This is a genomic window from Sphingomonas jatrophae, assembly GCF_900113315.1.
Lineage (GTDB): Bacteria > Pseudomonadota > Alphaproteobacteria > Sphingomonadales > Sphingomonadaceae > Sphingomonas_P > Sphingomonas_P jatrophae.
In genome coordinates this window covers 235,095-258,284 of sequence record NZ_FOZG01000001.1, presented here as the reverse complement: position 1 = coordinate 258,284, position 23,190 = coordinate 235,095, and the positions used below count along the sequence as shown (strand labels likewise).

Below are 23,190 nucleotides of genomic sequence, written 5' to 3'. Positions count from 1 at the left end.
GTCAGCCGACGGTCTGCTCGATCGTGCCGAAGATCGGATGGCCGTGATCGTCATCCATCCAGATGCGCACGGTGTCGCCCTTCTTGAGGAAGGGGGTGACGGGTGCGCCGGAGCGGATCGTCTCGATCATGCGCTGTTCAGCGAGGCAGCTATAGCCGAGGCCGCCGTCCTGCACCGGCCGCCCGGGTCCGCCATCCGCATCGCGGTTCGACACGGTGCCCGAGCCGACGACGCTGCCCGCCGCCACGTCGCGCGTCTTGGCGAGGTGGGCGACGAGCGTGCCGAAATCGAACGTCATGTCCTCGCCGGCATCCGCGCGGCCGAGCGGCGCGCCGTTCAGGTCGACCTTGAGCGTGCGGTGTAGCTTGCCGTCCTGCCACCAGTCGCCCAGCTCGTCCGGCGTGACCAGCACGGGAGACAGCGCGGAGGCGGGCTTGGACTGGACGAAGCCGAAGCCCTTGGCGAGCTCCGCCGGGATCAGATTCCTGAGCGAAACGTCGTTGACGAGGCCGACCAGCCGGATCGCGCCGAGCGCTTCGTCGCGCGAGGCACCGGCGGGCACGTCACCCGTCACGACGGCGACCTCCGCCTCAAGATCGCAGCCCCAAGCCTCGTCGGCGAGCGGGATGGCGGCGCGGGGGGCGAGGAAGCCGTCGGACGCACCCTGATACATCAGCGGGTCGGTCCAGAAGCTTTCCGGCAGCTCCGCCCCGCGTGCGCGGCGCACCAGCTCGACATGGTTCACATAGGCCGATCCATCCGCCCATTGATAAGCGCGCGGCAGCGGCGACAGTGCCTGCCGCTCATGGAAGCGCATCATCGGGATGGCCTCATGCGCCAGATCGACGCTGAGCGACTCGAGCAGCGGGGCCACGCGGTCCCAATCGTCCAGTGCCGCCTGCAAAGTCGGCGCGATGTGCCGCGCATCGGCGCACCAGGCGAGATCGCGGCTGACCACCACCAGCCGCCCGTCGCGGCCATCGCCGGCCAAGGTTCCCAGCTTCATTGCGCCTCTCCTTCTTGTGTCGTCAGAATGCCGCCAGGCCGGTGATCGCCCGGCCCAGGATCAGCGCGTGAACGTCGGCGGTGCCCTCATAAGTGTTCACCGTCTCGAGGTTCATCAGGTGGCGCATGACGCCATAATCGCCCGAAATGCCGTTGCCGCCATGCATGTCGCGCGCAGTGCGCGCGATATCGAGGGCACGGCCGACATTGCTGCGCTTGACGATCGAGACCATCTCGGGGGCGTAGCGGCCCTCATCGAACAGGCGGCCGACGCGCAGGCTCGCCTGGAGGCCCATCGCGATCTCGCTCGCCATGTCGGCCAGCTTGCGCTGAAACAGCTGCGTCTGGGCGAGCGGCCGGCCGAACTGGTGCCGGTCGAGGCCATATTGGCGGGCGGCGTGGAAGCAGAATTCGGCGGCGCCGAGCGCGCCCCAGCTGATGCCGTAGCGCGCGCGGTTGAGGCAATCGAACGGTGCCTTCAGCCCCTGCCCCTCCGGCAGCAGCGCGTCGGCGCCAAGCTCCACCTCGTCCATCACCACCTGCCCGGTGACGGAGGCGCGCAGCGACAGCTTGTTCTCGATCCGCGGCGTGGTGAGCCCCTTCATGCCCCGCTCCAGCACGAAGCCGCGGATCGCGCCGCCATGCGCGTCGGACTTCGCCCAGATGACGAACACGTCGGCGATCGGCGCGTTGGTGATCCACGTCTTGGTGCCCGAGAGGACGTAGCCGCCGTCCACCGCCCGCGCGCGCGTCGTCATGCCGCCGGGATCGGAACCCGCGTCCGGCTCGGTCAGGCCGAAGCTGCCGATCGAGGTGCCCGCTGCCAGCTTCGGCAGGTAACGCGCGCGCTGCGCCTCCGAGCCGAAGGCGTGGATCGGGTGCATGACGAGGCTGGATTGCACGCTCATCATCGAGCGGTAGCCCGAATCGACACGCTCCACCTCCCGGGCCACAAGGCCATAGGCGACGTAGGAGGCACCCGCGCCGCCCTCCGCTTCCGGAATGGTGACGCCGAGCAGGCCGAGCGCACCCATCTCCTGAAAGATGGCCGGGTCGGTCTCCTCGCGCTGGAAGGCGGCACCGACGCGCGGCTGGAGCTGATTCTGGGCATAATCGCGGGCGGTATCGCGGATCATCCGCTCCTCGTCCGTCAGCTGCTCATCAAGGAGGAAAGGGTCGTTCCAGTCGAACCGGATCATGATTGCTCCCGAGGGGCATGGGTGATGCCCCCGACCTAGCCCCGCCCCGCCCCCGCTTGCAAATCCGGCACCGTTCGGCTTACCGCCACGGCCGAGACGGGGAAGAGGACTGCCAGGTGGACGAACGCTACGACATCCTGATCGTCGGTGCCGGCCATGGCGGCGCGCAGGCGGCGGTCGCGCTGCGGCAGAACAAGTTTGCCGGCAGCATCGCGATCGTCGGGGACGAGCCCGAACTGCCATACGAGCGCCCGCCCCTCTCCAAGGATTATTTTTCCAAGGAGAAGACGTTCGAGCGGATCCTGATCCGCCCGGCCGCCTTCTGGGCCGACAAGCAGGTCGACATGCTGCTCGGCCGCCGCGTGATGAGCGTCGATCCCGAGGCGCACAGCGTGACGACAGCCGATGGCGGCACCATCGGTTACGGCACGTTGATCTGGGCAACCGGCGGCTCGCCCCGGCGGCTGACCTGCTCGGGCCATGACCTCATCGGCGTGCATGGCGTGCGTACCCGTGCGGACGTCGACAAGATGATGGGCGAGCTGGACGGCGTCAGCCGGGTCTGCGTCGTCGGCGGTGGTTATATCGGGCTGGAGGCGGCGGCGGTGCTCGCCAAGTTCGGCAAGCATGTGACCGTGCTGGAGGCGCTGCCGCGTGTGCTGGCGCGCGTGGCGGGCGAGCCGTTGAGCCGTTTTTACGAGGCGGAGCACCGCGCCCACGGCGTCGACGTGCGGCTGGGTGTCGTCGTCGAGTGCATCGAGGAGCGCGACATGCGCGCCTGCGGCGTGCGGCTGGCAGGCGGCGAGATCCTGGAATGCGAGATGGTGATCGTCGGCATCGGCATCATCCCCGCGGTGGAGCCGCTGCTGGCGGCGGGAGCCAAGGGCGGCAATGGCGTCGACGTGGACGAGCATTGCCGCACGTCGCTGCCGGACATCTATGCGATCGGCGACTGCGCGGCGCACGACAACGACTTTGCCGAGGGCGCGCACATCCGGCTCGAGTCGGTGCAGAACGCCAACGATCAGGCGACGTTGGTGGCCAAGGCGCTGACCGGCGCACCGGCGCGCTACCATGCGGTGCCGTGGTTCTGGTCGAACCAGTATGATCTTCGCCTGCAGACGGTGGGTCTGTCCACCGGCCACGACGAGGCGGTGGTGCGCGGCGACATCGGCTCACGCAGCTTCTCGATCGTCTATCTGAAGGGCGGCCGCGTGATCGCGCTCGACTGCGTCAACGCGGTCAAAGATTATGTGCAGGGCCGCGCGCTTGTGCTGTCCGGCGCGACGCTGCCGGCGGAGAAGCTGGCGGATGCCAGCGTGCCGCTGAAGGAGATGGCGGCGGCCTGATCGTCAGCGATCAGGCCAGCAGCACACGCGCAAAGGCGGCCGGATCGACATTGCTGCCGGACGCGACGATCAACGTCTGCCGCCCGTCACCCGCCACCTTGCCCGCTAGCCAGGCCGCCAGCGCGACCGCGCCGCCCGGCTCCACCACCAGCCCCATGGCGAAGGCGAAGCGCTGCGCCTCGGCGATTTCCGCTTCGCTTACGGCAACCCCGCGCGCTTTTGCAGCATGCAGCGCGCCGAATGTGAGCGGCGAGACGCGGATCGTCTGGAGCGCGTCGCATGCGGTCGCGGGCGGGTTGGGCCCAACCTCGACGATCTCGCCGACAGAGAGCGAGCGGGTCATGTCGTCCCAGCCCTCGGGCTCGACCACGATCACCTCCGCCTCCGGCAGTGCCAGTGCGATCCCGGCGGCGAGTCCGCCCCCACCGCAGGGCACCAGCACGCGGGCGATACCGGGCCACGCCGCCTCCGCCTCCAGCCCCGCCGTGCCCTGCCCCTCGATCACATCGACATCGTCGAACGACGGCAACAGCACGGCATCCCGCGTCTCCGCGAGTCGCGCGGCGATCCCCTCGCGGCTTTCGGTCGCGCGATCATAGAAGACGATCTCGGCGCCGAGCGCGCGCGTGCCCGCCACTTTCACCCCCGGTGCGTCTGCCGGCATGACGATCGTCGCCGGCATGCCAAGCCAAGCGGCGGCCCGCGCGACGCCCTGCGCATGATTGCCGGACGAGAAAGCGACGACGCCGCGCGGGCGATCGGCCGGCGACACCTGCGCCAGCCGGTTGTAAGCGCCGCGCAGCTTGAACGCGCCACCATGCTGGAGTGATTCGGCCTTGAGGCGGACGTGATCGCCAGAGCCGGGCAAAGCCAGCAGAGGGGTCTCCGCCACGACTCCGCGGACGCGATCGGCCGCGGCCAGCACACCGGCCCGACTGGGGGTTTTCAGGGGTTTGGTCGACGTCATGGCACCCCCCGTCCCACGAGTTTCGGTTCGTCGCAACTGCCATCGAAATGCAACTTTACATGGTCGCCCAGCGTCCCTATGTGCGCGCTCCGCTGCCCCATGGGACTTCCACCGCAAGGCAGTGTTGTTGAACTGTAAGCCGCGGGTTCGCCCCGCGCATCGGAGGTCCCTTGAATTGCACAACGACCATCGCGCGCTGGGGCTAGCTGCCGCCCCCGTCGAGGCCCGAGTGGGTCAAGACATCGCCAACGATCGCCCGGTCCAGCCGGTGACGCTCGTCCGCCCGCATGCCGCCCGGCGTGCGGCGCGCTTCTTCGTCGAGAAGTTTCGCGGCACCGCCATGTATGCGGTGAAGGCGAACCCGTCGCCGGAGCTGCTGACCCTGCTGTGGGACAGCGGGATCACGCATTATGATGTGGCCTCGATCGCCGAGGTGCGGCTGGTGGCGACGACGCTGCCGGACGCGACTCTCTGCTTCATGCATCCGGTCAAGGCCGAGGAGGCGATTGCCGAGGCGTATCACACGCACGGCGTCCGCGTCTTCTCGCTCGACACGCTGGAGGAGCTGGAGAAGATCGTCCGCGCGACCGATGGCGCGACCGATCTCACGCTCTGCGTGCGGCTGCGCGTGGCGTCCGACCACTCGAAGCTGAGCCTCGCCTCGAAGTTTGGCGTCGATCCGCGCGATGCGGCGCCGGTGCTGATCGCAGCGCGGCAGGCGGCGGATGCGCTCGGCATCTGCTTCCACGTCGGTTCGCAGGCGATGAGCCCGACCGCCTATCTCCAGGCGATGGGCCGCGTGCGGCAGGCGATCGTGGGTGCGGGCGTGACGGTGGACGTGGTGGACGTGGGCGGGGGTTTCCCCTCCACCTACCCCGGCATGGAGCCGCCGCCGCTCGAGGCCTATTTCGACGCGATCCACGCTGCGTTCGAGGAGCTGCCGATCAGCTATTCGGCGGAGCTGTGGTGCGAGCCGGGCCGTGCGTTGTGCGCCGAATATGCCAGCCTCGTCGTGCGCGTGGAAAAGCGGCGTGGCGATGAGCTGTACATCAACGACGGCGCGTACGGTGCGCTGTTCGATGCGGCGCATGTCGGCTGGCGTTTCCCGGTGACGCTGCTGCGCGAAGAGGCCTCGGACACGAAGCCGCTGGCGTTCAGCTTCTACGGTCCGACCTGCGACGACATGGATCATATGGCCGGTCCCTTCATGCTCCCCGCGGACGTGAAGGCGGGCGACTATATCGAGATCGGCATGCTCGGTGCCTATGGCTGCGCGATGCGCACCGGCTTCAACGGCTTCACCGCCGCCGCGCCGGTGATCGTCAGCGACGAGCCGATGGCGAGCGTCTACCTGCCCGCGCAGGAAGCCGAGCCGACGCCCAGCAACGTCGTCACGCTGTAACCCACCTCTGTTAGAAATCCGGCTCCCGCCTATATGGTGGGAGCCGCCTTTCGGCGTTCCGGCCTGTCCGGCGCCGGCTTTCGGGTTTCCGCGTCCCCGCGAACGACGCCGGTTCCTTTGAGCAAGAGAGCTTGATGACCTACACCCAGATCAACGACACGCGCAAGGCCGAACTGCTCTCCACCCAGGTCGAGCATGTCGACATCCGTTCGTTCGACGCGCGCCCGATCATCGACGCGATGGGCAAGATGAGCTTCACCTCGCGCGATCTCGCGCGGGCGACGCGCATCTACAACGACATGCTGGCCGACAAGGACTGCACCATCTTCCTGGTGATTGCGGGCTCCACCTCCGCCGCCGGCTGCATGGATGCTTACGCCGAGCTGGTCCGCTCCGGCATGGTCGATGGCATCGTCGCGACCGGCGCGACCATCGTCGACATGGATTTCTTCGAGGGCCTCGGCCACAAGCATTATCAGGCGCTCGAAATCCCCGACGACGACACGCTGCGCTCGCTCTACATCGACCGCATCTACGACACGTATATCGACGAGGAAGATCTCCAGAACGTCGACCACACGATCTTCGAGATCGCCGAGACGCTGGAGCCCAAGGCCTATTCGTCGCGCGCGTTCATCCGCGAGATGGGCAAGTATCTCGTCGAGCATGGCAAGAAGGAGAACAGCCTCGTCAAGCTCGCCTACGAGCATGATGTGCCGATCTTCTGCCCGGCCTTCACTGACTCGAGCGCCGGCTTCGGCCTCGTGAAGCACCAGGTCGACGCGATGAAGGAGGGGCGTCCCTACCTGACCATCGACTCGATCGCCGACTTCCGCGAGCTGACGGAGATCAAGATCAAGGCCGGCACCACCGGCCTGCTGATGATCGGTGGTGGCGTGCCCAAGAACTTCATCCAGGACACGGTCGTCTGCGCCGAGATCCTCGGCCATGAGGACGTGGCAGTGCACAAGTACGCGGTGCAGATCACCGTCGCCGACGTGCGTGACGGCGCCTGCTCCTCCTCCACGCTTCAGGAAGCGGCGAGCTGGGGCAAGGTGAACACCGGCATCGAGCAGATGGTGTTTGCGGAAGCGGGCTCGGTGATCCCGCTGCTGACCTCCGACGCGTACCACCGCGGGCACTGGAAGGGCCGCGAGAAGCGCGCCTGGGCCAAGCTGTTCAAGTAAGCCCGACCAAGCCGCCGCGGAGCATCAACGCTCCGCGGCGGCGCTTTTCGTTCAGCCCTCGACCAGCGCGGGTTCGGCCATGCCGTAAAGCGTCGTGCGGCGACGAAGCGGCCGCCCTGCCCTTGCGGCGACCTGCGCCATCCGCGCCTCATCCCAGCATTGGCCATTTTCGCCACCCGCGGCGCGCGTGATCGACTCGTCCATCAGGACGCCGCCGAGATCGTTGACGCCCGCACCGAGCGCCGCGATCGATCCGGTCTCGCCCAGCTTCACCCAGCTTGCCTGAATGTTCGGGATCAGCGGATTGAGCACCAGCCGCGCCACCGCATGCATCAGCAACGCCTCCCGCGCCGAGGGGCCGGAGCGCGCCTGCCCGCGCCGCCAGATGGGCGCCTCGACATGGACGAACGGCAGCGGCACGAACTCGGTGAAACCACCCGTTTCCGCCTGAAGATCGCGCACGCGCAGCAGGTGGCGCGCCCAGTCGGCATAGCGCTCGACATGGCCGAACATGATCGTCGCGGTCGAGCGAAGCCCGAGCGCGTGCGCGCTGCGCATCACCGCCAGCCATTCGGCGGTGTTCACCTTGTCCGGGCAGATCACCGCGCGGACATCGTCGTCGAGAATCTCGGCCGCGGTGCCCGGCAGCGTCGAGAGGCCTGCCTCCTTCAGCCGGGCAAGGAACGCGTCGAGCGACAGGCCGAGCGTCTGTGCGCCATGCGTCACCTCGAGCGGCGAAAAAGCGTGGATGTGGAGCGAGGGCGCCGCTTCCCGCACGGCGCGAAGGACCGACAGATAGGTCTCGCCGTCATAATCCGGATGGATGCCTCCTTGCAGGCACACCTCGCTCGCACCGCGCGCCTCCGCTTCTGCCGCGCGGCGGGCGACTTCGTCCAGATCGAGGCGGTAAGCCGGGCCGCGCAGCGCCTTCGCGGTGCCCTTTGAAAAAGCGCAGAAGCCGCAGCGATACAGGCAGATGTTGGTGTAATTGATGTTGCGATTGACGACGTAGGTGACCGTATCGCCGACCACCTGTTGCCGGAGGGCATCGGCCGCCGCGGCCACGCGCGCTGCGTCGGCCCCATCCGCTTCGAACAGACGGACGATCTCGCTTTCATCCAGCCGCTCGCCCGACGCGGCCCGCGTGCACAGCGTGTCGATCGCGTCGGAGACGATCGTGCGGCCGCCGCCGACCAATCCGGGCATCGCCGCCGAACTGCCCGCATGCCAGCCGTCGCGCACCGGCAGGCCGCGGGCATCGACCGAGCGGCGCACCACCTTGGCAAGCGCAGGCTCCAGCCAGCGCTCGGGCGTCTGCGCGAGAGCAGGACCGATCGCCAGCCGTTCGCGGAGCGTGCGCCCGGCAGCGGCGGTTGCCTCCGCCAGCGCATCGAGATGCGGCCAGGGTGCCTCCGGGTTGACGTGATCGGGCGTGACCGGGGAGACACCGCCCCAGTCATTCACCCCGGCCCGCAACAGGCGGCCGAGCGCATCCGGCGCATGGAGGTTGGGCGGCGCCTGGATCGTCATGTCCGGCCCTAGCATCAGGCGCGCCGCAGCGATGGTCCAGAGATGATCGTCGAGACTGGCATCCTCGACCGCGGCCATCTTCGTATCCGGTTTCGCCCGAAAATTCTGGATGATGACTTCCTGGATGTGGCCATGCCGATGGTGGCTGTCGCGGATGGCCGCGAGCGCATCGAGCCGCTCCTCCCGCGTCTCGCCTATGCCGATCAGCAGCCCGGTGGTGAACGGCACGCGGGCGCGCCCGGCCGCCTCCATCGCCTCCAGACGCGCGGCCGGCACCTTGGTGGTACAGCCGTGATGCGGCCCGCCCTTGTCGCCAAGGTGCGCGGCCGTGGTCTCCAGCATCAGCCCCATCGAGGCGGCGACCGGGCGCAGTGCGGCGTAATCCGCGTCGGTCATCAGCCCCGGATTGAGGTGCGGCAGCAGGCCCGTTTCCTCCAGCACCGCCGCCGCCATCTCCCCCAGATAGGAGAGCGTGGTCGCGTGGCCGAGGCTGGCGAGCGCGTCGCGTGCGGCGGCGTAGCGGGCTTCCGGGGCATCCCCGAGGGTGAACAGCGCTTCGCGACACCCGGCCGCCACGCCGGCACGGGCGATCGCCAGCACCTCGTCGCGGGACAGATAAGCGGGGCGAGCACCCGGCGTCTCCGCGAACGTGCAATAGCGGCACACGTCGCGGCAGAGTTTCGTCAGCGGGATGAACACCTTGCGTGAATAGGTGACGAGCGCGCCATACCCCGCAACCGTCATCGCCTCCGCGCGCTCCAGCAGCGTCTCCAGCGACGCATCGAGGATCGCCGCACGCTCCTGATCGAGTCCCGTGCCCGTCACCAGCCTCTCCTTATCGCTGGCCGCCCTTGTCGAAGCCTGACCCACGATTTGCAAGCGCCGCGCCTTTCGTTGGCCGCTGACCTGCGGCAGAGGGGCGCGATGCCGATCCGTACCAGTCTGTTCGCCCTGGCCTTCATCCTTGCCGGGGAACCCGCACTGGCGCAGGTCACGCGGCCCGCCTTTCGCGACGTCATCGTTACCGCGCGCCGCCGGGCCGAGATGCAGGCGCAGGTTCCCTTGTCGATCGACAGCTACGATGCCGAATCGGTCAACCGGCTCGACATCCGCACGCTGGAGGATCTGCGCTACACCTCGCCGTCGCTCTACATCGCACCGTCGCTGTTCCGGCAGGACACGATCAACATCACGATCCGGGGGCAGCAGAACTTCCCTTCGACCGGGCTGCAATTCGATACGTCCACCGCGGTCTACGTCGACGGGGTCTATCAGGCGCGGCCGGTCGGGCTGACGGGCACTTTGTTCGACGTGGCGCGGGTGGAGGTGCTGAAGGGCCCGCAGGGGACGCTGATCGGCCGCAACTCGACAGGCGGCGCGATCCTCTATGAAACGCGGGCGCCGGAAGCGGAGATCGGCGGCTACGCCCGCGCGACCCTCGGCGATTACGGCCGGCGCGAGTTGCAGGGCGCGCTCAACCTGCCGCTCTCGCCCACGCTGGCGCTGCGCGTCGCGGGCGCATTCGCCCGGCAGACGGGCTATCTCAGGAACCTCTACGCCGATCCGGTGAGCGGCGCGCGCAACGACACGCCGTCCATGGGGCTGCGACGCTATGCCGGCCAGGCCGCGCTGAAATGGTCGCCAGACCCGGACTTTACACTGCTGCTCCGTGCCAAGGAGAACGAGGAGGATTATACCGGCGTTTCCTATCACACGTTGGGCTATTTCGTCGGATCGGTGAATGCGGCGGGCAACCGGCCGTCCATCTGCAACATCCCCGGCACCTGCACCGGCTTCACCGACCTGCTCGGCCGGCAGATCACGCCCTATTTCGCCGACTTCCCGCAAGGGCGCACCGTCAGCACCGCGCCGACAGCCTATAATGCGCTGCTCAGCTCGGTCGATCGCGCGGCGCGTGCGGGCTTCTGGACAACCGAGCAGGCGATCTCCAATCGCAACAAGGGCCGCTACTCGACGCTGTCGGCCGAGGCGACGGGAAGGATCGGCGGGACCGAGGCGCGGCTGCTGGTAGCGCGGCGAAACTTCGCCACACGCGGCTCATCGCAGAACCGCGGCCTGCCTTACGTCACCAACGTCTTCCTCTACGAAACGCCGCGCTACCGCTCATCGCAGGCGGAGCTGACGCTGAACGGCAAGCTGGCCGGCGATCGGGTGGACTGGACCGCCGGCCTGTTCGGCTTCCGCGAGACGAGCCCGAACGATGGCGATCAGCTCTACCTGTTTCTGCCGAGTGGCATCAGCCCGGCACCCGTGGCGGGACGGCAGATCACCTATACGGACGCCACCCGCAACGATGCGCGCAACACCAGCTATGCCGCCTATGCGCAGGCGACGTGGCGGGTGCGGCCGGATACGCGGTTGACCGCGGGCGCCCGCTACACGATCGACCGGCGCTTCGCCCGGCTGCAGACGCGCACACAGCGCTTCCCCGCCTCCCCTGCAACCAATGCGACGGTGCGCGGCGGCATCTTCGATCCGGCCACCTACACCCTGTTCGGCATCGCCTATCCGGGGATCACCAATGCCTGCGCGCTGACGGACACGGGCGGGCGGCTGCTGCCGCTCGACCAGTGTTCGGCCGAGGTGCGCCGCACCTTCCGCAAGCCGACCTTCACGCTGGCGCTCGATCATGATCTGGCGGATCGGACACTGGCCTACGTCACCGCGCGGACCGGCTATCGTTCGGGCGCGATCAACAGCGCGGCGATCAACCCCGCCGTCATAACCGCCCGGCCCGAGCGGGTGCTGGACGTGGAGCTGGGACTTAAATCCGATTTCGAGCTGGCCGGCGTGCCGCTGCGCACGACCATTGCCGGTTACTGGACGCGCTACCGCGACATCCAGATCCAGGCGACCTTGCCCAATGTCACGCTTGCAACCGGCCCCGGCGGCAGCGCCTGCACGCAAGGCGTGTTCGATGGCGGCCAGTGCCTCGGCGCGACCAACGATGCGGTGACGCTGAACGCGCGTGCCGCGCGCGTACGCGGGCTGGAGTGGACGCTGGCGGCCCGCCCCGCGCGCGGGCTGACGCTTGAGACGGGCGGCAGCTTCTTGGACGCCCGCTATACCGATTACAGCTTCGAGCCGCCGGCCGGTTATCTCCGGCCGACGGGGAGCGTGAACCTCTCCGGCACGCGCTTTCCGCTGCCCAAGTGGCAGCTGTCGGGCAGCGCGGTCTACCGCACTGGGCCGGTGGAGCTGAGCTGGCGCACCTACTGGCAGAGCCTGTTCGAGGCGGATCTGCGCGCCTTCAATCCGGCGCAGCGCACGTCCGCTTATCCCCTGTCGAACGCGCGCGTAGCGCTGACCGACGTGGCCGGCAGCAAGGTGGAGCTGGCCGCCTTCGTCAACAACGTCTTCGGCAAGAAGGCGTGCGTGCCCGAGCCGCAGGGCGTGCTCAACTCCGCTCCGAACGGCACGTTCGGCGTCGCGGGGACGAGTGGCGTGTTGCAATGCCTGCCGCTCAGCCCCCGCATGTGGGGCGGGCAGATCGGCTTCCGCTTCTGACGCTCAGGCGGCTGGGTCAGGCCTGGCAGGTCGTGGCTCGTCGAGCAGGAGGGCGGCGAGCCGGTGATAGCTGTCGCCGTCCGCTGCCTCTGCGGTTGCACGTTCGAGATCGCGGTAGAGCGCCAACACCGTTCGCCCGCATTCGGTCAGGCGCGCGCCGCGTTCACGCCCGCCGCCGGGCAGCGTTTCCACCAGCCGCCCAGTGAAGCAGCGGTTCATCTCGTCCACAAGCAGCCAGGTGCGACGATAGCTCATGCCAAGCACGCGGCCGGCGCCGGAGATCGACCCCTCGCGCTCGATCGAATCCAGCAGGTCCGCCTTGCCCGGCCCCATGGCAAAGCCATCGCCGCAGACGAGCTGGAGCTTCAGTTTCAGCGGGCCGATGCGCATGGTGACGGCTTAGCATAGGCGAGCTGCGGCGTGTCAGCCCTTGCGGAAGCGCTGCTCGATCCGGTCGGCCAGCTTGCCGATGCGGCCGTGCGACCAGGTGATGCCGGAGTAGAAGGTCAACGCGGCCTTGGCCCAGCGCGTGTAGACGGGTGGGCGGTCCACCCGGCGGGCAAGTGCGAACAGGCGGTGGCTGGTCTTCGCGATCCAGTAGCGCGTGCGATAGACGAGCCGCCGCCGCGCCGGCAGAGCGCCGGCGCCCGGCCGCAACCGCTTGCGCGGCCGAACGCCGGCAAACCGCATCCAGCTGAGCCGATAGGCCAGCCCTTCCCGCCGATGGCGAAGGCCCGCGGCCTGCGTATTCGCGATGAAGGCGGCATCGACGCCCTCCAGTGCCAGCCGCCCGTCCCCGCGCGCCGTCTCCACCATCGCCATCATCTCGGGTGAGCGGACGACGACGACGTTGGTCCCGCGGCCATCGGACGAATAAGGCTCCACCCACGCGTCGCCAAAGGCGATGTCTGCCGTCTCGGCCATCACGTCGTCGCAGGCATTGCACGCGCTGTTCTGAAAGAATCCCGCGCCCCAATCGCCATCGACGAGATGCCACCAATCCTGCGCCGCGACGCCCCCATCCTTGAGCTCGAGGTGCGCGCGATACCAATTGGCCGGACGGCCCTCGTCCTTGATCCGGTAATCGACCGCCTGCACCTGCTCGATCCGCTTGCCCAGCTGCCAGGCGAAGCTCTCGACCAGCCGCGCGCTCTTCATGTGCCCGCAGAACAGGCCGAGCGTGTGCGTCACGCGCTCGGCGATCACCGGATCGGTCGCGCGGAGCAGGTTGATCGCCTTGATGAAGCACGGCACTCCGACCACCGCATAGCGGCCCGGCGTCTCGCGGATCGCGCGGATCACGCCGGACAGCTCGATCGGATAGTAACGCGACTTGGCGCCACCGCGGATCTCCGCGACGCTGCGCGACAGGCGATAGGCGAAGAAGCCGTCGCGATCCGGATCGCCCTGCGGCGCGACATGCGCGACCGCATCCACCCGCCCGCTGCCGAGCAACTCCGCTGCGACCCAGCTGACCATGCCGCCCGAGCTTCCCTCCGCCCGGAACGCGCCGTCGGCGACATGCCCGACATACGCGCCCTCATAGCTGCCGAGCGCCGTGTCGCGTGCGGGGGCCGCGGGGAAGCGGCGTGCAGCGATGCTGTCCTCATCCTCCGCTTGCGGCGAGAAGGGGCAGCGGGCGGAGAAGGTGGCGTCGGGCGTTCGATACCAGTCGGCCGGGCCTTTCGGCTTCAACTGGCCGTAGCCATCCCACGCCATGCGCGCATCGCTGCGATCGGCGGCGCAGCTGCCGCAGCCAATGCAGAGACCCGAGCGGACGATGTCGTGCGGGCTGACGGTCTCAGCGCGGGTCACGCCAGTGCCGCGCGGAGAAACTCGGTGGAGCTTGCCCGCAACTCGGCGATGCGAGCGGTAATGGCGGGATCGGGTGGAGTCGCCAGCCGCTCTGTCAGCATGGTTGCGGACGCGTCCTCGCCGACAATGTGCCGCTGCGCTCCCAGCTTGGCGGCGAGATCGCGCACCTTGTTGAAGCGGTAGGCGCTCGGCGCGGTGACCAGCGGCTTGTTGTTCAACAACGCAAAGACGCAGCCATGGAAGAAGTTGGTGACGACGGCCGATGCGCCTGCGACCAGCTCGGCGAACTCGATCGGGCCAGCGTCGATCCGCTGCTCGTCAGCACAGTCGTTACGATAGCCGACGCTGACCATCCGCATGCCCCCTGCCCCGCGCCGGTGCCGCAGCGCCGCCGACAGCCAGTCGGGGAAGCCGTGGCCGTAGATCAGCACATACGGCTCAGCCTCTTCGCCTTGGGCAATAACGGGCGGAAACTGCAGGACGGGGTCGAGCACAAGCGGCGGATCGATCCCCAGCCCCGCTTGCACCAACGCACGCGAATTGTCGTCCCGCACCGAGATGGCGGCGAAGCGGGTCAGCCGCTCGGCATAGTCTTCGCGCATGCCGTCGCTGGCATCGTGATTGCCGATGCTGGCGGCGTAGGCGACCAGCCGGTCGGCCCGCAGCCCGTCACCGAAGAAGAGCGGCGTGCCGCCATACCAGGGGTGGCGGAAGTTCCACACCTCGTCGCTGCCGACCACGACCGCGTCATAGGCTGGCGCCTGATCGGGCGCGTGCAGCGGAAAGCGGGGGGAGAGCGGCAGGCGATCCATCGCCTCGATCAGGCGGCGGCCCTTGCGCTTGTAGGCGGCGAAATCCTGACGGCGCGTCGGCTCGGGCAGCGTCGGCTGGAGCAGGCAGCGTGCTTCCCTCCACTCGACATCGCGATCCGCATGATCGAGCAGTTCCGCGTCGTGGCCCATCGCGCGCAATCCTTCGACCAGACAGCGCGCCTGCCAGTAGGAGCCGTAGTTGAAGGAGCGATGGTAAGTGAGGACCCCGATGCGGCGTGTCATGCCTGGGCGACCGCCTTCTGCCCCTTGTAGCTCTTCTCCTCGACCAGTTCGGAGCCGAGCCTGTCGTTGATCGCGCGCTTCACCGCGGCCCGGCGGTCATTCTGCTGGTAGACCGAGCGGGCAAGACGGATGAAGGCATCGCCGAAGCGTCCGGCCGCCTCCTCCTCGCGGATCGCATCCTCGATCTCCCAGAGCGTCTCGTTGACGCCGCGCAGGTCGTCCATCAGCGCGGCGATCCCCTCCGCGGCGAGCGCGGGGGCAGCGGCGGCGTGCAGCAGGCGATGCTCGCGCTCGACATTCGCGCGCGCCTCAGCAGAGGTCAGCCGCGCGCGCTTGATCTCGAGGATCGTCACCTTGTCGAGCAGCTCGCCCCAGGAGACGGGGACGAGGGGAGTTTCGGCGATCAACGCGAGCCTTTCGCTTGAGCAGGATAGAGGCGGGCGAGATCGCGAGCGACGCGATCCACCACATGCTCCCAATCGCCTGCCTGCGGCTGCGCGTAAAGACGCATGCTGTCATACCAAGGACTTCGCCGATCGTGCGGGGACCAGCGCCAGTCCGGATCGGACTTTAGCATCAGCCAGGTCGGCCGGCCGAGCGCGCCGGCAAGGTGCGCGATCATCGTGTCGACGGTGATGACGAGAGCGCAGCCCGCCACAAGGGCGGCCGTCTCGGCGAAGTCGAACGGGCAGCCCTCCGGATTGGCGATCGGCAGCGGCGCGGGCTCCGCCACCAGCGAGAGGCAGCGACGCCCTTCGCACAGCGGCGCCAGCAGAGCGGGCGGCACCCAGCGCTCCTTGTCCCAGCCGCCGGCGCTGTAGCACAGGCCGATGGTGCCAGAGGGCAGCGCGGCGGGTGCGACCGAGAGGTACGGCGCGGGCACGTCGAGCGGCGACAGGCGGAGGGCGAAGGCGAGTTCGGTAATCTCGATGTCGCACTCCACCGGCGGCAGCGGGTTTGCGACGTCGAACGGGTGGAAGGTGACGCCGGGAGTTTGTGATAGCAGCGGCAGCAACCGCGGCTGCACCTCCACCCGCACCGACCTGGCGCGCTCTGCCAGTGCCGGCAGGTAGCGGGCGAACTGGATGGTGTCGCCGAGGCCGTGATAGCAGCGGACGAGCACATCGCGATTGTCGAACGGCCGTCCGTCCCAGACCCAGCGCAGATGATAATCGACGCTGGGATCGTCGCGCAGCGCCGGGTCGCGGAGCGCCACGTCACGTTCCGACATGGCCCAGGCCTCGTCGAACCGCCCCGCCCGCATCGCTTCGGTCCAGCTGTCGGCAGGTGTGGTCATTCGACACGCGCAAATGCGGCACCGTCTCGGTTGTTCCGGCACCGCACCTCTTTCGTTTGTGGGAACAGCAATGTAGCTGTGCCGTTTGGCCGGACGTGACAAGCCCGCGCAAGCGGCTAGATGCGTTCCGGACAGGCGGCCGCGGTGGTCGCGCGGACGTGAAGGGATCAGGATGCAGCAGGCCGAAGGGAGCGTGGCGCAGGGCGGCGCCGCGGATCTGCGCTCCCGTATCGATGCGCTCGGCCCCTGGTTCCACAATCTCGACCTGAACGGGGTTCAGACCGCGCCGGACCACTTCCTCGGCGATTATCCGCGAGCGAAATTCGCCAGCTTCGCGGATGCGCTGCCCGCTGATCTTGCAGGCGGCAGCGTGCTGGATATCGGGTGCAATGCCGGCTTCTACTCGGTCGAGATGAAGCGCCGCGGCGCGGGCCGCGTCGTCGGCATCGATTCGGACGATCGCTACCTCGCGCAGGCACGGCTCGCCACCGAGGTGTTGGGCTTCAAGGATGTCGAGTTCCGCAACCTTTCCGTTTACGACGTGGGGGCGCTCGGCGAGAAGTTCGACCTCGTGATCTTCATGGGCGTGCTCTACCACCTGCGGCACCCGCTGCTCGCGCTGGACCTGATCCGCGAGCATGTGGCCGGCGACCGAATGCTGTTCCAGACGATGCAGCAGGGATCGCCCGACATCGCCGACGTGCCCGAGAACCACCCGTTCTTCGAGCCGGGCAGCTTCCGCAAGCCTGCCTATTTCAGCGAACCCGGTTACCCCAAGATGCACTTCATCGAGCGGAAATACGCCGATGACTGGACCAATTGGTGGGCACCCAACCGCGCGGGCAGCGCCGCCATGCTGCGCGCCGCCGGGTTCGAGATCGAAAGCAATCCGGAGGAGGAGGTTTTCCTCTGCCGTGTGGCGCCCATCCCCTACCACCATCTGGCGGGGACGATGGCCGTGTATCCGGCGAAGACGCCGGCAAAAGGGGATGTTGCGTGATCGAAGCGGCGATGATCTGGAATGAGCCGAACAACAAGTCGCACTGGGATCCCGCGATCGATCCGGACTGGTCGCGCTATGCCGACATGGTGATCCGCGCGGGCAATGCGATCAAGGCCGTGAACCCGGAGATGACGCGCGTGCTGGGCGGGATGAGCCCGATCGACGCGACATGGCTGCAGCGCGTCGAGGGCCATGGTGCGCTCGATGCGGTCGACGTGATCGCGGTGCATGGCTTCCCGCTCGACTGGAACCTTTGGCCGATCCATGACTGGCCGCAGAAGATCGCCGAGATCGAGGCGGTGACGGACAAGCCGGTGTGGGTGACCGAGGTCGGCGTCGGCTCGTTCGGCGCGGAAGAGGTGCAGGTCTTCGGCCTCAATCGCACCGCCGAGCTGCTGATCGGTCGGGTGCCGCGCATCTTCTGGTATTCGCTGTTTGACCTGCCGATGGCGTGGGGCGCGGAGACGCGGCACCGCGAGGCGGAGGGCTCCTCTTATTACCGCCATTTCTACATGGGCCTGATCCGGCCGGATGGCACGCCGAAGCCGGCGCTGGACGATTATGCCAAGGTGGCGGGTGAAATGGGCCTGATGCAGTGGTTCCACTTCGAGGATCCGCGGCTGGACGATGCGGTGCAGTGGATGCGCCGGCTCGGCACCAAGAAGCTGCGCACCGGCCTCAGCTGGGCCGACAGCTTCCGCCCCAATGCGCTCGACTGGTTCGATCGGCAGATGGAGGCGCTGGCCGAGTTCGACACCACCGTCACCTTCTGCTTCACGCCCGAGCATCTCGGCGTGATGCCGCACCACACCTCCGCCGCGGTCGAGCCGCAGGCCTTTGCGGATTTCTGCGCGCAGATGATCGAACGTTATGCGCCCGCGCGCGCCACTGCGACGGTGGCGGCCTGATGCTCGCGCCCCCTTCGCGCCCGATCCGCCTCGCCATTGCGGGCGTCGGCAATTGCGCCTCGTCGCTGGTCCAGGGCCTCAGCTTCTACGCGCGCGGGTCGAACGACCTGACCGGGCTGCTCCATGCCGAGATCGGCGGCTATCGTCCGTCCGACATCCGCGTTGTCGCCGCGTGGGACGTCGATCCGCGCAAGGTGGGTCGTGATGTCGCCGAGGCGATTTTCGCGCAGCCGAACAACACGGCCATCTTCTGCCCCGAGGTGGAGTCGACCGGCGCCGTCGTTGCCATGGGGCCGGTGCTGGACGGCGTCGCCGATCACATGCTCGACCATCCGGCCGAGCGCAGCTTCCGCGTGGCGGAGGCCGAGCAGCCCGACCGCGCGGCAGTGGTGGCGGCGCTGCGGGAGGCGGATGTCGACGTGATGGTGAACTATCTGCCGGTCGGCAGCCAGGCCGCGACAGAGTTCTATGCGGACTGCGCGCTGGAAGCAGGCGTCGCCTTCGTCAACGCCATCCCCGTCTTCATCGGCAGCGATCCGGCTTGGGCGGAGCGGTTCCGTGCCGCCGGGGTGCCGATCGTCGGCGACGACATCAAGGCACAGATCGGCGCCACCATCGTCCACCGCGTGCTGACCGACCTGTTCGCCAAGCGCGGCGCCGCGCTCGACCGGACGTATCAGCTGAACACCGGCGGCAACACCGACTTCCTCAACATGAGCGCGCGCAGCCGCCTCGCCTCCAAGAAGCTCAGCAAGACGGAGGCGGTGCAGTCGGTCGCGGCGGAGCGGCTGGAGGACGAGAACGTCCACATCGGACCGTCCGATTATGTCGCGTGGCAGAAGGACAACAAGGTCGCCTTCATCCGCATGGAGGGGCGGCTGTTCGGCGGCGTGCCGATGAACCTGGAGCTGCGCCTATCCGTGGAGGACAGCCCCAACAGCGCAGGCGTGGCGATCGACATGATCCGCTGCGCCGCGCTGGCGCGCGATCGTGGCGAGGGCGGGCCGGTGCTGGCGGCATCGACCTTCTTCTGCAAGCACCCGCTGGAGCAGACGAGCGACGATCAGGCGCATGATGCGCTCGAGGCATGGATCGGCAACGGTGCCTTGCCGGCGGAGGCGCTACCCGGCCGCGCCTGAGCGGCCGGGCACACCCGCCCGCTCAGCTGGCAGCTTCGAGCCTGTCCTGCGTGCGCGTCTCGAAGTCGCTGGCATCGTGGCGCTCACGGAGCTGCTCATCAAGCGGTCCGAAGGCGCGATTGACCATGCGGCCGCGCTTCACCGCCGGCCGCGCGCCGATCTCCTCCGCCCAGCGGAGCACGTTGCGATATTCGTGAACCGACAGGAACTCGCCCGCTTCGTAAGCGGTGCCGAGCACCAGCCCGCCATACCAGGGCCAGATGGCGATATCGGCGATCGTGTACTCGTCGCCGGCGATGAAGCGACGCTCGGCCAGTTGCTGGTCGAGCACGTCGAGCTGGCGCTTCGCCTCCAGCGCGAAGCGATCGATGGCATATTCGATTTTGATCGGTGCATAGGCGTAGAAGTGGCCAAAGCCGCCGCCGATATAGGGCGCGCTGCCCATCTGCCAGAACAGCCAGGACAAGCACTCCGCCCGCGCCGCGCTGTCGGTCGGCAGGAAGGCGCCGAACTTTTCCGCCAGATAGGTCAGGATCGCGCCCGATTCGAACACGCGCACCGGCTGCGGCCCGCTGCGATCGACCAGCGCCGGGATCTTGGAATTGGGATTGGCCGCGACGAAGCCGCTGCCGAACTGGTCGCCCTCGTTGATGCGGATCAGCCAGGCGTCATACTCCGCCCCCGCATGGCCGAGGGCGAGCAGCTCCTCGAGCAGGATCGTCACCTTCTGCCCGTTGGGCGTGGCGAGCGAGTAGAGTTGAAGCGGGTGGCGGCCGACGGGCAGTTCCTTGTCGTGCGTCGCGCCCGCGGTCGGCCGGTTGATGTTGGCGAAGGCGCCGCCATTGGGCTTGGTCCACTGCCATACCTTGGACGGAGTATAGGTCTCTTCGGTCATGTCGGTCTCCGATCTGCCCCTCAGCTAAGCGCGGCGCGGGCGCGTGCAAGGCGTCCCGCCGCTTCGTCGAGGATTGCGTCATCCTTGGCGAAGCACAGGCGGATCAGCTGGCGGGGCGCATCCTGCTCGTAGAAGGCGGAGAGCGGGATGGCTGCGACACCATGATCGGCGATGAGGCGCAGGCACAGCGATCGATCATCCTCGCTGATGCCGGACGCCGCGAGATCAACGCAAAGGAAATAGCTCCCCTCGCTCGGCAGCAGGGCGTAGCCGGCGTCGGTTAGCGTGCCCGCCAGCCGGTCGCGCGCGCCTGCGCAGCGATCGCGCATCTCGGCGAACACCGCACCCGGCAGCGCCAGCCCCGCCGCGACGCCCAGCTGGAGCGCGGGCGGGGTGACGAAGGTGAGATATTGGTGCGCGCGGGTAATGGGACCCAGCAGGTCCGGCGGCGCGACGATCCAGCCGACCTTCCACCCGGTCATCGAGAAGATTTTGCCCGCCGAGCTGACCTTCACCGTCCGCTCCGCCATCCCCGGCAAGCCGGCCAGCGGCACATGCACCCGGCCATCGAACAGCACATGCTCCCACACCTCGTCGCACAGCGCGATCAGATCGTGGCGGATGCAGAGCGCCGCAAACGCCTCCAGCTCCGCGCGGGTGAACACGCGGGCGGCGGGGTTGAGCGGATTGTTGAGGATGACAATCCGGGTGCGGGGCCCGATCGCCCGCTCGATCGCGTTCACGTCCAGCCGCCAGCCGGGCGGTTGCAGCGTGACGAAGCACGGTACAGCACCCGCGCGACGAACGAGCGGTGCGTAGGCATCGTAGCAGGGCTGGAGCAGGATGGCCTCGTCGCCGGGCTCCAGAAGCGCGAGGATCGCCGCCGCGAGCGCCTCGGTGGCGCCCGAGGTGACAAGGACGTGTTCCGGCTCGACGGCGAGGCCGTGGAAGCGGGCGTGATGCTCTGCAATCGCGGTGCGCAGCGCCGGTAGGCCAGAGGATGGCGGGTACTGATTCTGCCCGTCGATCAGCGCCGCCGCCGCCGCTTCCCGGACAGGGAGCGGCCCATCCCAATCTGGAAAGCCCTGCCCCAGGTTGATCGCGCCCGCCGCCCGCGCGAGCAGCGAGATCTCCTCGAAGATCGAGGTTCGCATGTTGGCGTAGAGCGGGTTCATCCGCCGGGCTCCCATCGTGGCGTTCTCCCTATCGGCGGCAGCGGCGGCGGCAACAAGGGGCGTCGCGGGGGACTGCCCAAAGCGCGGCGTCATGCCTATGTGCGGGGGATGCTTCGCTTGTCAGAATTGAGACTGCCTCTCGGCCACCCGCCAGAGGCGCTGACGCCTGCGGTGTGCGCGCGCCTCGGCATCGACGCGGAGGACCTGCTCGAACTCACGATCGCGCGGCGGGCGAACGATGCGCGACGCAAGTCGGCGATCATGATGGTCTACAGCGTCGACATCGCTGTGCGTGACGAGGCTGGCGTCCTTGCGCGTTTCGACGGCGATCCGAACGTGCGGACGACGCCCGATACCGGATATCGCTTCGTTGCGCAGGCCCCTGCCGGATCGCCGCGCCCGGTGGTAATCGGTGCGGGGCCGTGCGGGCTGTTCGCCGGGCTGATCCTCGCGCAGATGGGCTTTCGCCCGATCATCCTCGACCGTGGCAAGGTGGTGCGCGAACGGACGAAGGATACGTGGGGGCTTTGGCGCCGCGGCGAGCTGACGCCCGAATCCAACGTCCAGTTCGGCGAGGGCGGTGCCGGCACCTTCTCCGACGGCAAATTGTGGAGCCAGATCAAGGATCCGCGCCACCTCGGCCGCAAGGTGCTGACCGAGTTCGTCGCCGCGGGCGCCCCGCCCGAGATCCTGACCGAGGCGCACCCGCATATCGGCACCTTCCGGCTGGTGACGATGGTCGAGAGCATGCGCCGCACGGTCGAGGCGCTGGGCGGCGAATATCGGTTCGGCACGCGCGTCGAGGATGTCGAATTGGAGACGCGGACCGACGGCACGCACCAACTCCACGCCCTGCACCTGTCCACGGGCGAGCGGCTGGCGGCGAGCCACGTCGTGCTCGCCGTCGGTCATAGCGCGCGCGACACCTTCGCCATGCTGCACAGACGCGGCGTGCATGTGGAGGCCAAGCCCTTCTCCATCGGCGTCCGCATCGAGCATCCGCAAAGCTGGATCGACCGCGCGCGGTTCGGGTCCTGTGCGGGACACCCCGATCTCGGCGCGGCCGCCTATACGCTGTCGCACCATTGCACGAACGGGCGGACGGTCTACAGCTTCTGCATGTGCCCGGGCGGGCGCGTGGTGGCGGCAACGTCCGAGCCGGGCCGCGTCGTGACCAACGGCATGAGCCAATATTCCCGCGCCGAGTTCAATGCCAATTCGGGACTCGTCGTCGGCATCGATCCGGCGCGCGACTATCCCGGCCATCCGCTCGCCGGCATCGACTTGCAGCGTGAATTGGAGGCCAAGGCGTTCGTGGCGGGCGGGTCGGACTATGCAGCCCCGGTGCAGACGGTCGGCGACCTGCTGGCCGGGCGCGCCTCAACCGCGCTCGGCACCGTCACACCCTCCTACAAGCCGGGCACGCGGCCGACCGATCTGGCCGAGTGCCTGCCACGCTTCGTGCTGGACGCATTCCGCGAGGCGCTGCCGGTGTTCGGGCGGCAGATCGCCAATTACGACCACCCGGACGCGGTGATGACAGGCGTGGAGACGCGCACCTCCTCCCCCATCCGCATCACGCGCGGTCGCGACTTCCAGAGCCTGAACGTCGCCGGCCTGTATCCGGCCGGCGAAGGGGCGGGCTATGCGGGCGGCATCCTGTCGGCGGCGATCGACGGCATCAAGGTGGCCGAGGCGGTGGCGCTGCGCATGACCGCTGCTTGAGCAACAGGAGG

19 protein-coding genes are annotated in these 23,190 nt (G+C 68.3%); 8 read left to right on the top strand and 11 right to left on the bottom strand.

The features are described 5' to 3' along the window. Position 1: 1 nt before the first annotated feature. Both BM360_RS01065 and BM360_RS01060 read right to left on the bottom strand, forming a co-directional pair. A complete protein-coding gene (locus BM360_RS01065; protein ID WP_093309501.1) occupies positions 2–1,006 on the bottom strand; it encodes a fumarylacetoacetate hydrolase family protein in 1,005 nt (334 codons plus the stop codon). A 22-nt stretch (positions 1,007–1,028) separates the two neighbouring features. Next, positions 1,029–2,204, bottom strand: coding sequence for an acyl-CoA dehydrogenase (locus tag BM360_RS01060; RefSeq protein WP_093309499.1), 1,176 nt, complete (start codon positions 2,202–2,204; stop codon positions 1,029–1,031). A 116-nt stretch (positions 2,205–2,320) separates the two neighbouring features. Here BM360_RS01060 and BM360_RS01055 point away from each other — a divergent pair, with 116 nt between their 5' ends. After that, complete coding sequence (locus BM360_RS01055) at positions 2,321–3,553, top strand: NAD(P)/FAD-dependent oxidoreductase (protein ID WP_242653244.1); 1,233 nt, start codon at positions 2,321–2,323, stop codon at positions 3,551–3,553. A gap of 10 nt (positions 3,554–3,563) precedes the next feature. Here the strand turns inward: BM360_RS01055 and BM360_RS01050 are convergent, their stop codons facing one another. After that, on the bottom strand, positions 3,564–4,520 hold the full coding sequence (locus tag BM360_RS01050) for a threonine ammonia-lyase (RefSeq protein WP_165611165.1): 957 nt from the start codon (positions 4,518–4,520) through the stop codon (positions 3,564–3,566). A gap of 175 nt (positions 4,521–4,695) precedes the next feature. On the opposite strand from BM360_RS01050, the gene BM360_RS01045 reads away from it, so the two are divergent. Together BM360_RS01045 and BM360_RS01040 are read left to right on the top strand one after the other, a co-directional pair. After that, entirely contained in the window at positions 4,696–5,922 is a 1,227-nt protein-coding gene (locus BM360_RS01045; protein WP_093309493.1) for a type III PLP-dependent enzyme domain-containing protein, read from the top strand. Positions 5,923–6,056: 134 nt separating this feature from the next. Beyond that, entirely contained in the window at positions 6,057–7,109 is a 1,053-nt protein-coding gene (locus BM360_RS01040; protein ID WP_093309491.1) for a 1,9-bis(guanidino)-5-aza-nonane synthase, read from the top strand. 51 nt (positions 7,110–7,160) lie between these two features. Here BM360_RS01040 and cofH read toward each other — a convergent pair whose 3' ends face one another. After that, complete coding sequence (gene cofH / locus BM360_RS01035; protein ID WP_479725487.1) at positions 7,161–9,467, bottom strand: 5-amino-6-(D-ribitylamino)uracil--L-tyrosine 4-hydroxyphenyl transferase CofH; 2,307 nt, start codon at positions 9,465–9,467, stop codon at positions 7,161–7,163. Between the two features lie 96 nt (positions 9,468–9,563). Between cofH and BM360_RS01030 the strand changes: the two genes are divergently transcribed. Continuing rightward, positions 9,564–12,167, top strand: coding sequence for a TonB-dependent receptor (locus tag BM360_RS01030; RefSeq protein WP_093309489.1), 2,604 nt, complete (start codon positions 9,564–9,566; stop codon positions 12,165–12,167). A 3-nt stretch (positions 12,168–12,170) separates the two neighbouring features. On the opposite strand, the gene BM360_RS01025 is transcribed toward BM360_RS01030, so the two are convergent. From BM360_RS01025 to BM360_RS01005, 5 genes are read right to left on the bottom strand one after another with little or no spacing between them, the layout of a single operon-like run. Then, the gene (locus BM360_RS01025) at positions 12,171–12,557 is read right to left on the bottom strand and encodes a winged helix-turn-helix domain-containing protein (protein WP_093309487.1); all 387 of its coding nucleotides are present in this window, start codon (positions 12,555–12,557) and stop codon (positions 12,171–12,173) included. A 33-nt stretch (positions 12,558–12,590) separates the two neighbouring features. Then, positions 12,591–13,982, bottom strand: coding sequence for a Coenzyme F420 hydrogenase/dehydrogenase, beta subunit C-terminal domain (locus BM360_RS01020; protein ID WP_242653242.1), 1,392 nt, complete (start codon positions 13,980–13,982; stop codon positions 12,591–12,593). After that, entirely contained in the window at positions 13,979–15,037 is a 1,059-nt protein-coding gene (locus BM360_RS01015) for a polysaccharide pyruvyl transferase family protein (protein WP_093309486.1), read from the bottom strand. Before BM360_RS01015 ends, BM360_RS01020 begins: the two co-directional genes overlap by 4 nt. Further along, on the bottom strand, positions 15,034–15,444 hold the full coding sequence (locus BM360_RS01010) for a DUF6165 family protein (protein WP_242653241.1): 411 nt from the start codon (positions 15,442–15,444) through the stop codon (positions 15,034–15,036). The genes BM360_RS01015 and BM360_RS01010 overlap by 4 nt, the downstream gene beginning before the upstream one ends. Further along, the gene (locus tag BM360_RS01005; protein WP_242653240.1) at positions 15,441–16,334 is read right to left on the bottom strand and encodes a glycosyltransferase family 9 protein; all 894 of its coding nucleotides are present in this window, start codon (positions 16,332–16,334) and stop codon (positions 15,441–15,443) included. The genes BM360_RS01010 and BM360_RS01005 overlap by 4 nt, the downstream gene beginning before the upstream one ends. A gap of 172 nt (positions 16,335–16,506) precedes the next feature. Between BM360_RS01005 and BM360_RS01000 the strand changes: the two genes are divergently transcribed. The 3 genes from BM360_RS01000 to BM360_RS00990 are packed head-to-tail and all read left to right on the top strand — an operon-like array spanning position 16,507 to position 19,384. Then, on the top strand, positions 16,507–17,334 hold the full coding sequence (locus BM360_RS01000; protein WP_093309484.1) for a TIGR04290 family methyltransferase: 828 nt from the start codon (positions 16,507–16,509) through the stop codon (positions 17,332–17,334). After that, the gene (locus BM360_RS00995) at positions 17,331–18,245 is read left to right on the top strand and encodes a glycosyl hydrolase (RefSeq protein WP_093309482.1); all 915 of its coding nucleotides are present in this window, start codon (positions 17,331–17,333) and stop codon (positions 18,243–18,245) included. Before BM360_RS01000 ends, BM360_RS00995 begins: the two co-directional genes overlap by 4 nt. Next, positions 18,245–19,384: an inositol-3-phosphate synthase gene (locus BM360_RS00990; RefSeq protein WP_093309479.1), complete on the top strand. Its 1,140-nt coding sequence runs from the start codon at positions 18,245–18,247 to the stop codon at positions 19,382–19,384. The genes BM360_RS00995 and BM360_RS00990 overlap by 1 nt, the downstream gene beginning before the upstream one ends. A 22-nt stretch (positions 19,385–19,406) precedes the next feature. Here the strand turns inward: BM360_RS00990 and yghU are convergent, their stop codons facing one another. Continuing rightward, entirely contained in the window at positions 19,407–20,279 is an 873-nt protein-coding gene (yghU, locus tag BM360_RS00985; RefSeq protein ID WP_093309477.1) for a glutathione-dependent disulfide-bond oxidoreductase, read from the bottom strand. Between the two features lie 20 nt (positions 20,280–20,299). Next, positions 20,300–21,454, bottom strand: coding sequence for an aminotransferase (locus BM360_RS00980; protein ID WP_093309475.1), 1,155 nt, complete (start codon positions 21,452–21,454; stop codon positions 20,300–20,302). Between the two features lie 108 nt (positions 21,455–21,562). Between BM360_RS00980 and BM360_RS00975 the strand changes: the two genes are divergently transcribed. After that, the gene (locus tag BM360_RS00975; protein ID WP_093309473.1) at positions 21,563–23,179 is read left to right on the top strand and encodes an NAD(P)/FAD-dependent oxidoreductase; all 1,617 of its coding nucleotides are present in this window, start codon (positions 21,563–21,565) and stop codon (positions 23,177–23,179) included. The last annotated feature ends 11 nt before the right edge of the window (positions 23,180–23,190 follow it).

Excerpts from the sequence above, each read along its gene's own strand:
- BM360_RS01065 (WP_093309501.1), bottom strand. The coding sequence starts at position 1,006 with ATGAAGCTGGGAACCTTGGCCGGCGATGGCCGCGACGGGCGGCTGGTG.
- BM360_RS01060 (WP_093309499.1), bottom strand. The coding sequence starts at position 2,204 with ATGATCCGGTTCGACTGGAACGACCCTTTCCTCCTTGATGAGCAGCTG.
- BM360_RS01050 (WP_165611165.1), bottom strand. The coding sequence starts at position 4,520 with ATGACGTCGACCAAACCCCTGAAAACCCCCAGTCGGGCCGGTGTGCTG.
- BM360_RS01040 (WP_093309491.1), top strand. The coding sequence starts at position 6,057 with ATGACCTACACCCAGATCAACGACACGCGCAAGGCCGAACTGCTCTCC.
- BM360_RS01030 (WP_093309489.1), top strand. The coding sequence starts at position 9,564 with ATGCCGATCCGTACCAGTCTGTTCGCCCTGGCCTTCATCCTTGCCGGG.
- BM360_RS01025 (WP_093309487.1), bottom strand. The coding sequence starts at position 12,557 with ATGCGCATCGGCCCGCTGAAACTGAAGCTCCAGCTCGTCTGCGGCGAT.
- BM360_RS01015 (WP_093309486.1), bottom strand. The coding sequence starts at position 15,037 with ATGACACGCCGCATCGGGGTCCTCACTTACCATCGCTCCTTCAACTAC.
- BM360_RS01005 (WP_242653240.1), bottom strand. The coding sequence starts at position 16,334 with ATGACCACACCTGCCGACAGCTGGACCGAAGCGATGCGGGCGGGGCGG.
- BM360_RS01000 (WP_093309484.1), top strand. The coding sequence starts at position 16,507 with ATGCAGCAGGCCGAAGGGAGCGTGGCGCAGGGCGGCGCCGCGGATCTG.
- BM360_RS00990 (WP_093309479.1), top strand. The coding sequence starts at position 18,245 with ATGCTCGCGCCCCCTTCGCGCCCGATCCGCCTCGCCATTGCGGGCGTC.
- yghU (WP_093309477.1), bottom strand. The coding sequence starts at position 20,279 with ATGACCGAAGAGACCTATACTCCGTCCAAGGTATGGCAGTGGACCAAG.
- BM360_RS00980 (WP_093309475.1), bottom strand. The coding sequence starts at position 21,454 with ATGAACCCGCTCTACGCCAACATGCGAACCTCGATCTTCGAGGAGATC.
- BM360_RS00975 (WP_093309473.1), top strand. The coding sequence starts at position 21,563 with ATGCTTCGCTTGTCAGAATTGAGACTGCCTCTCGGCCACCCGCCAGAG.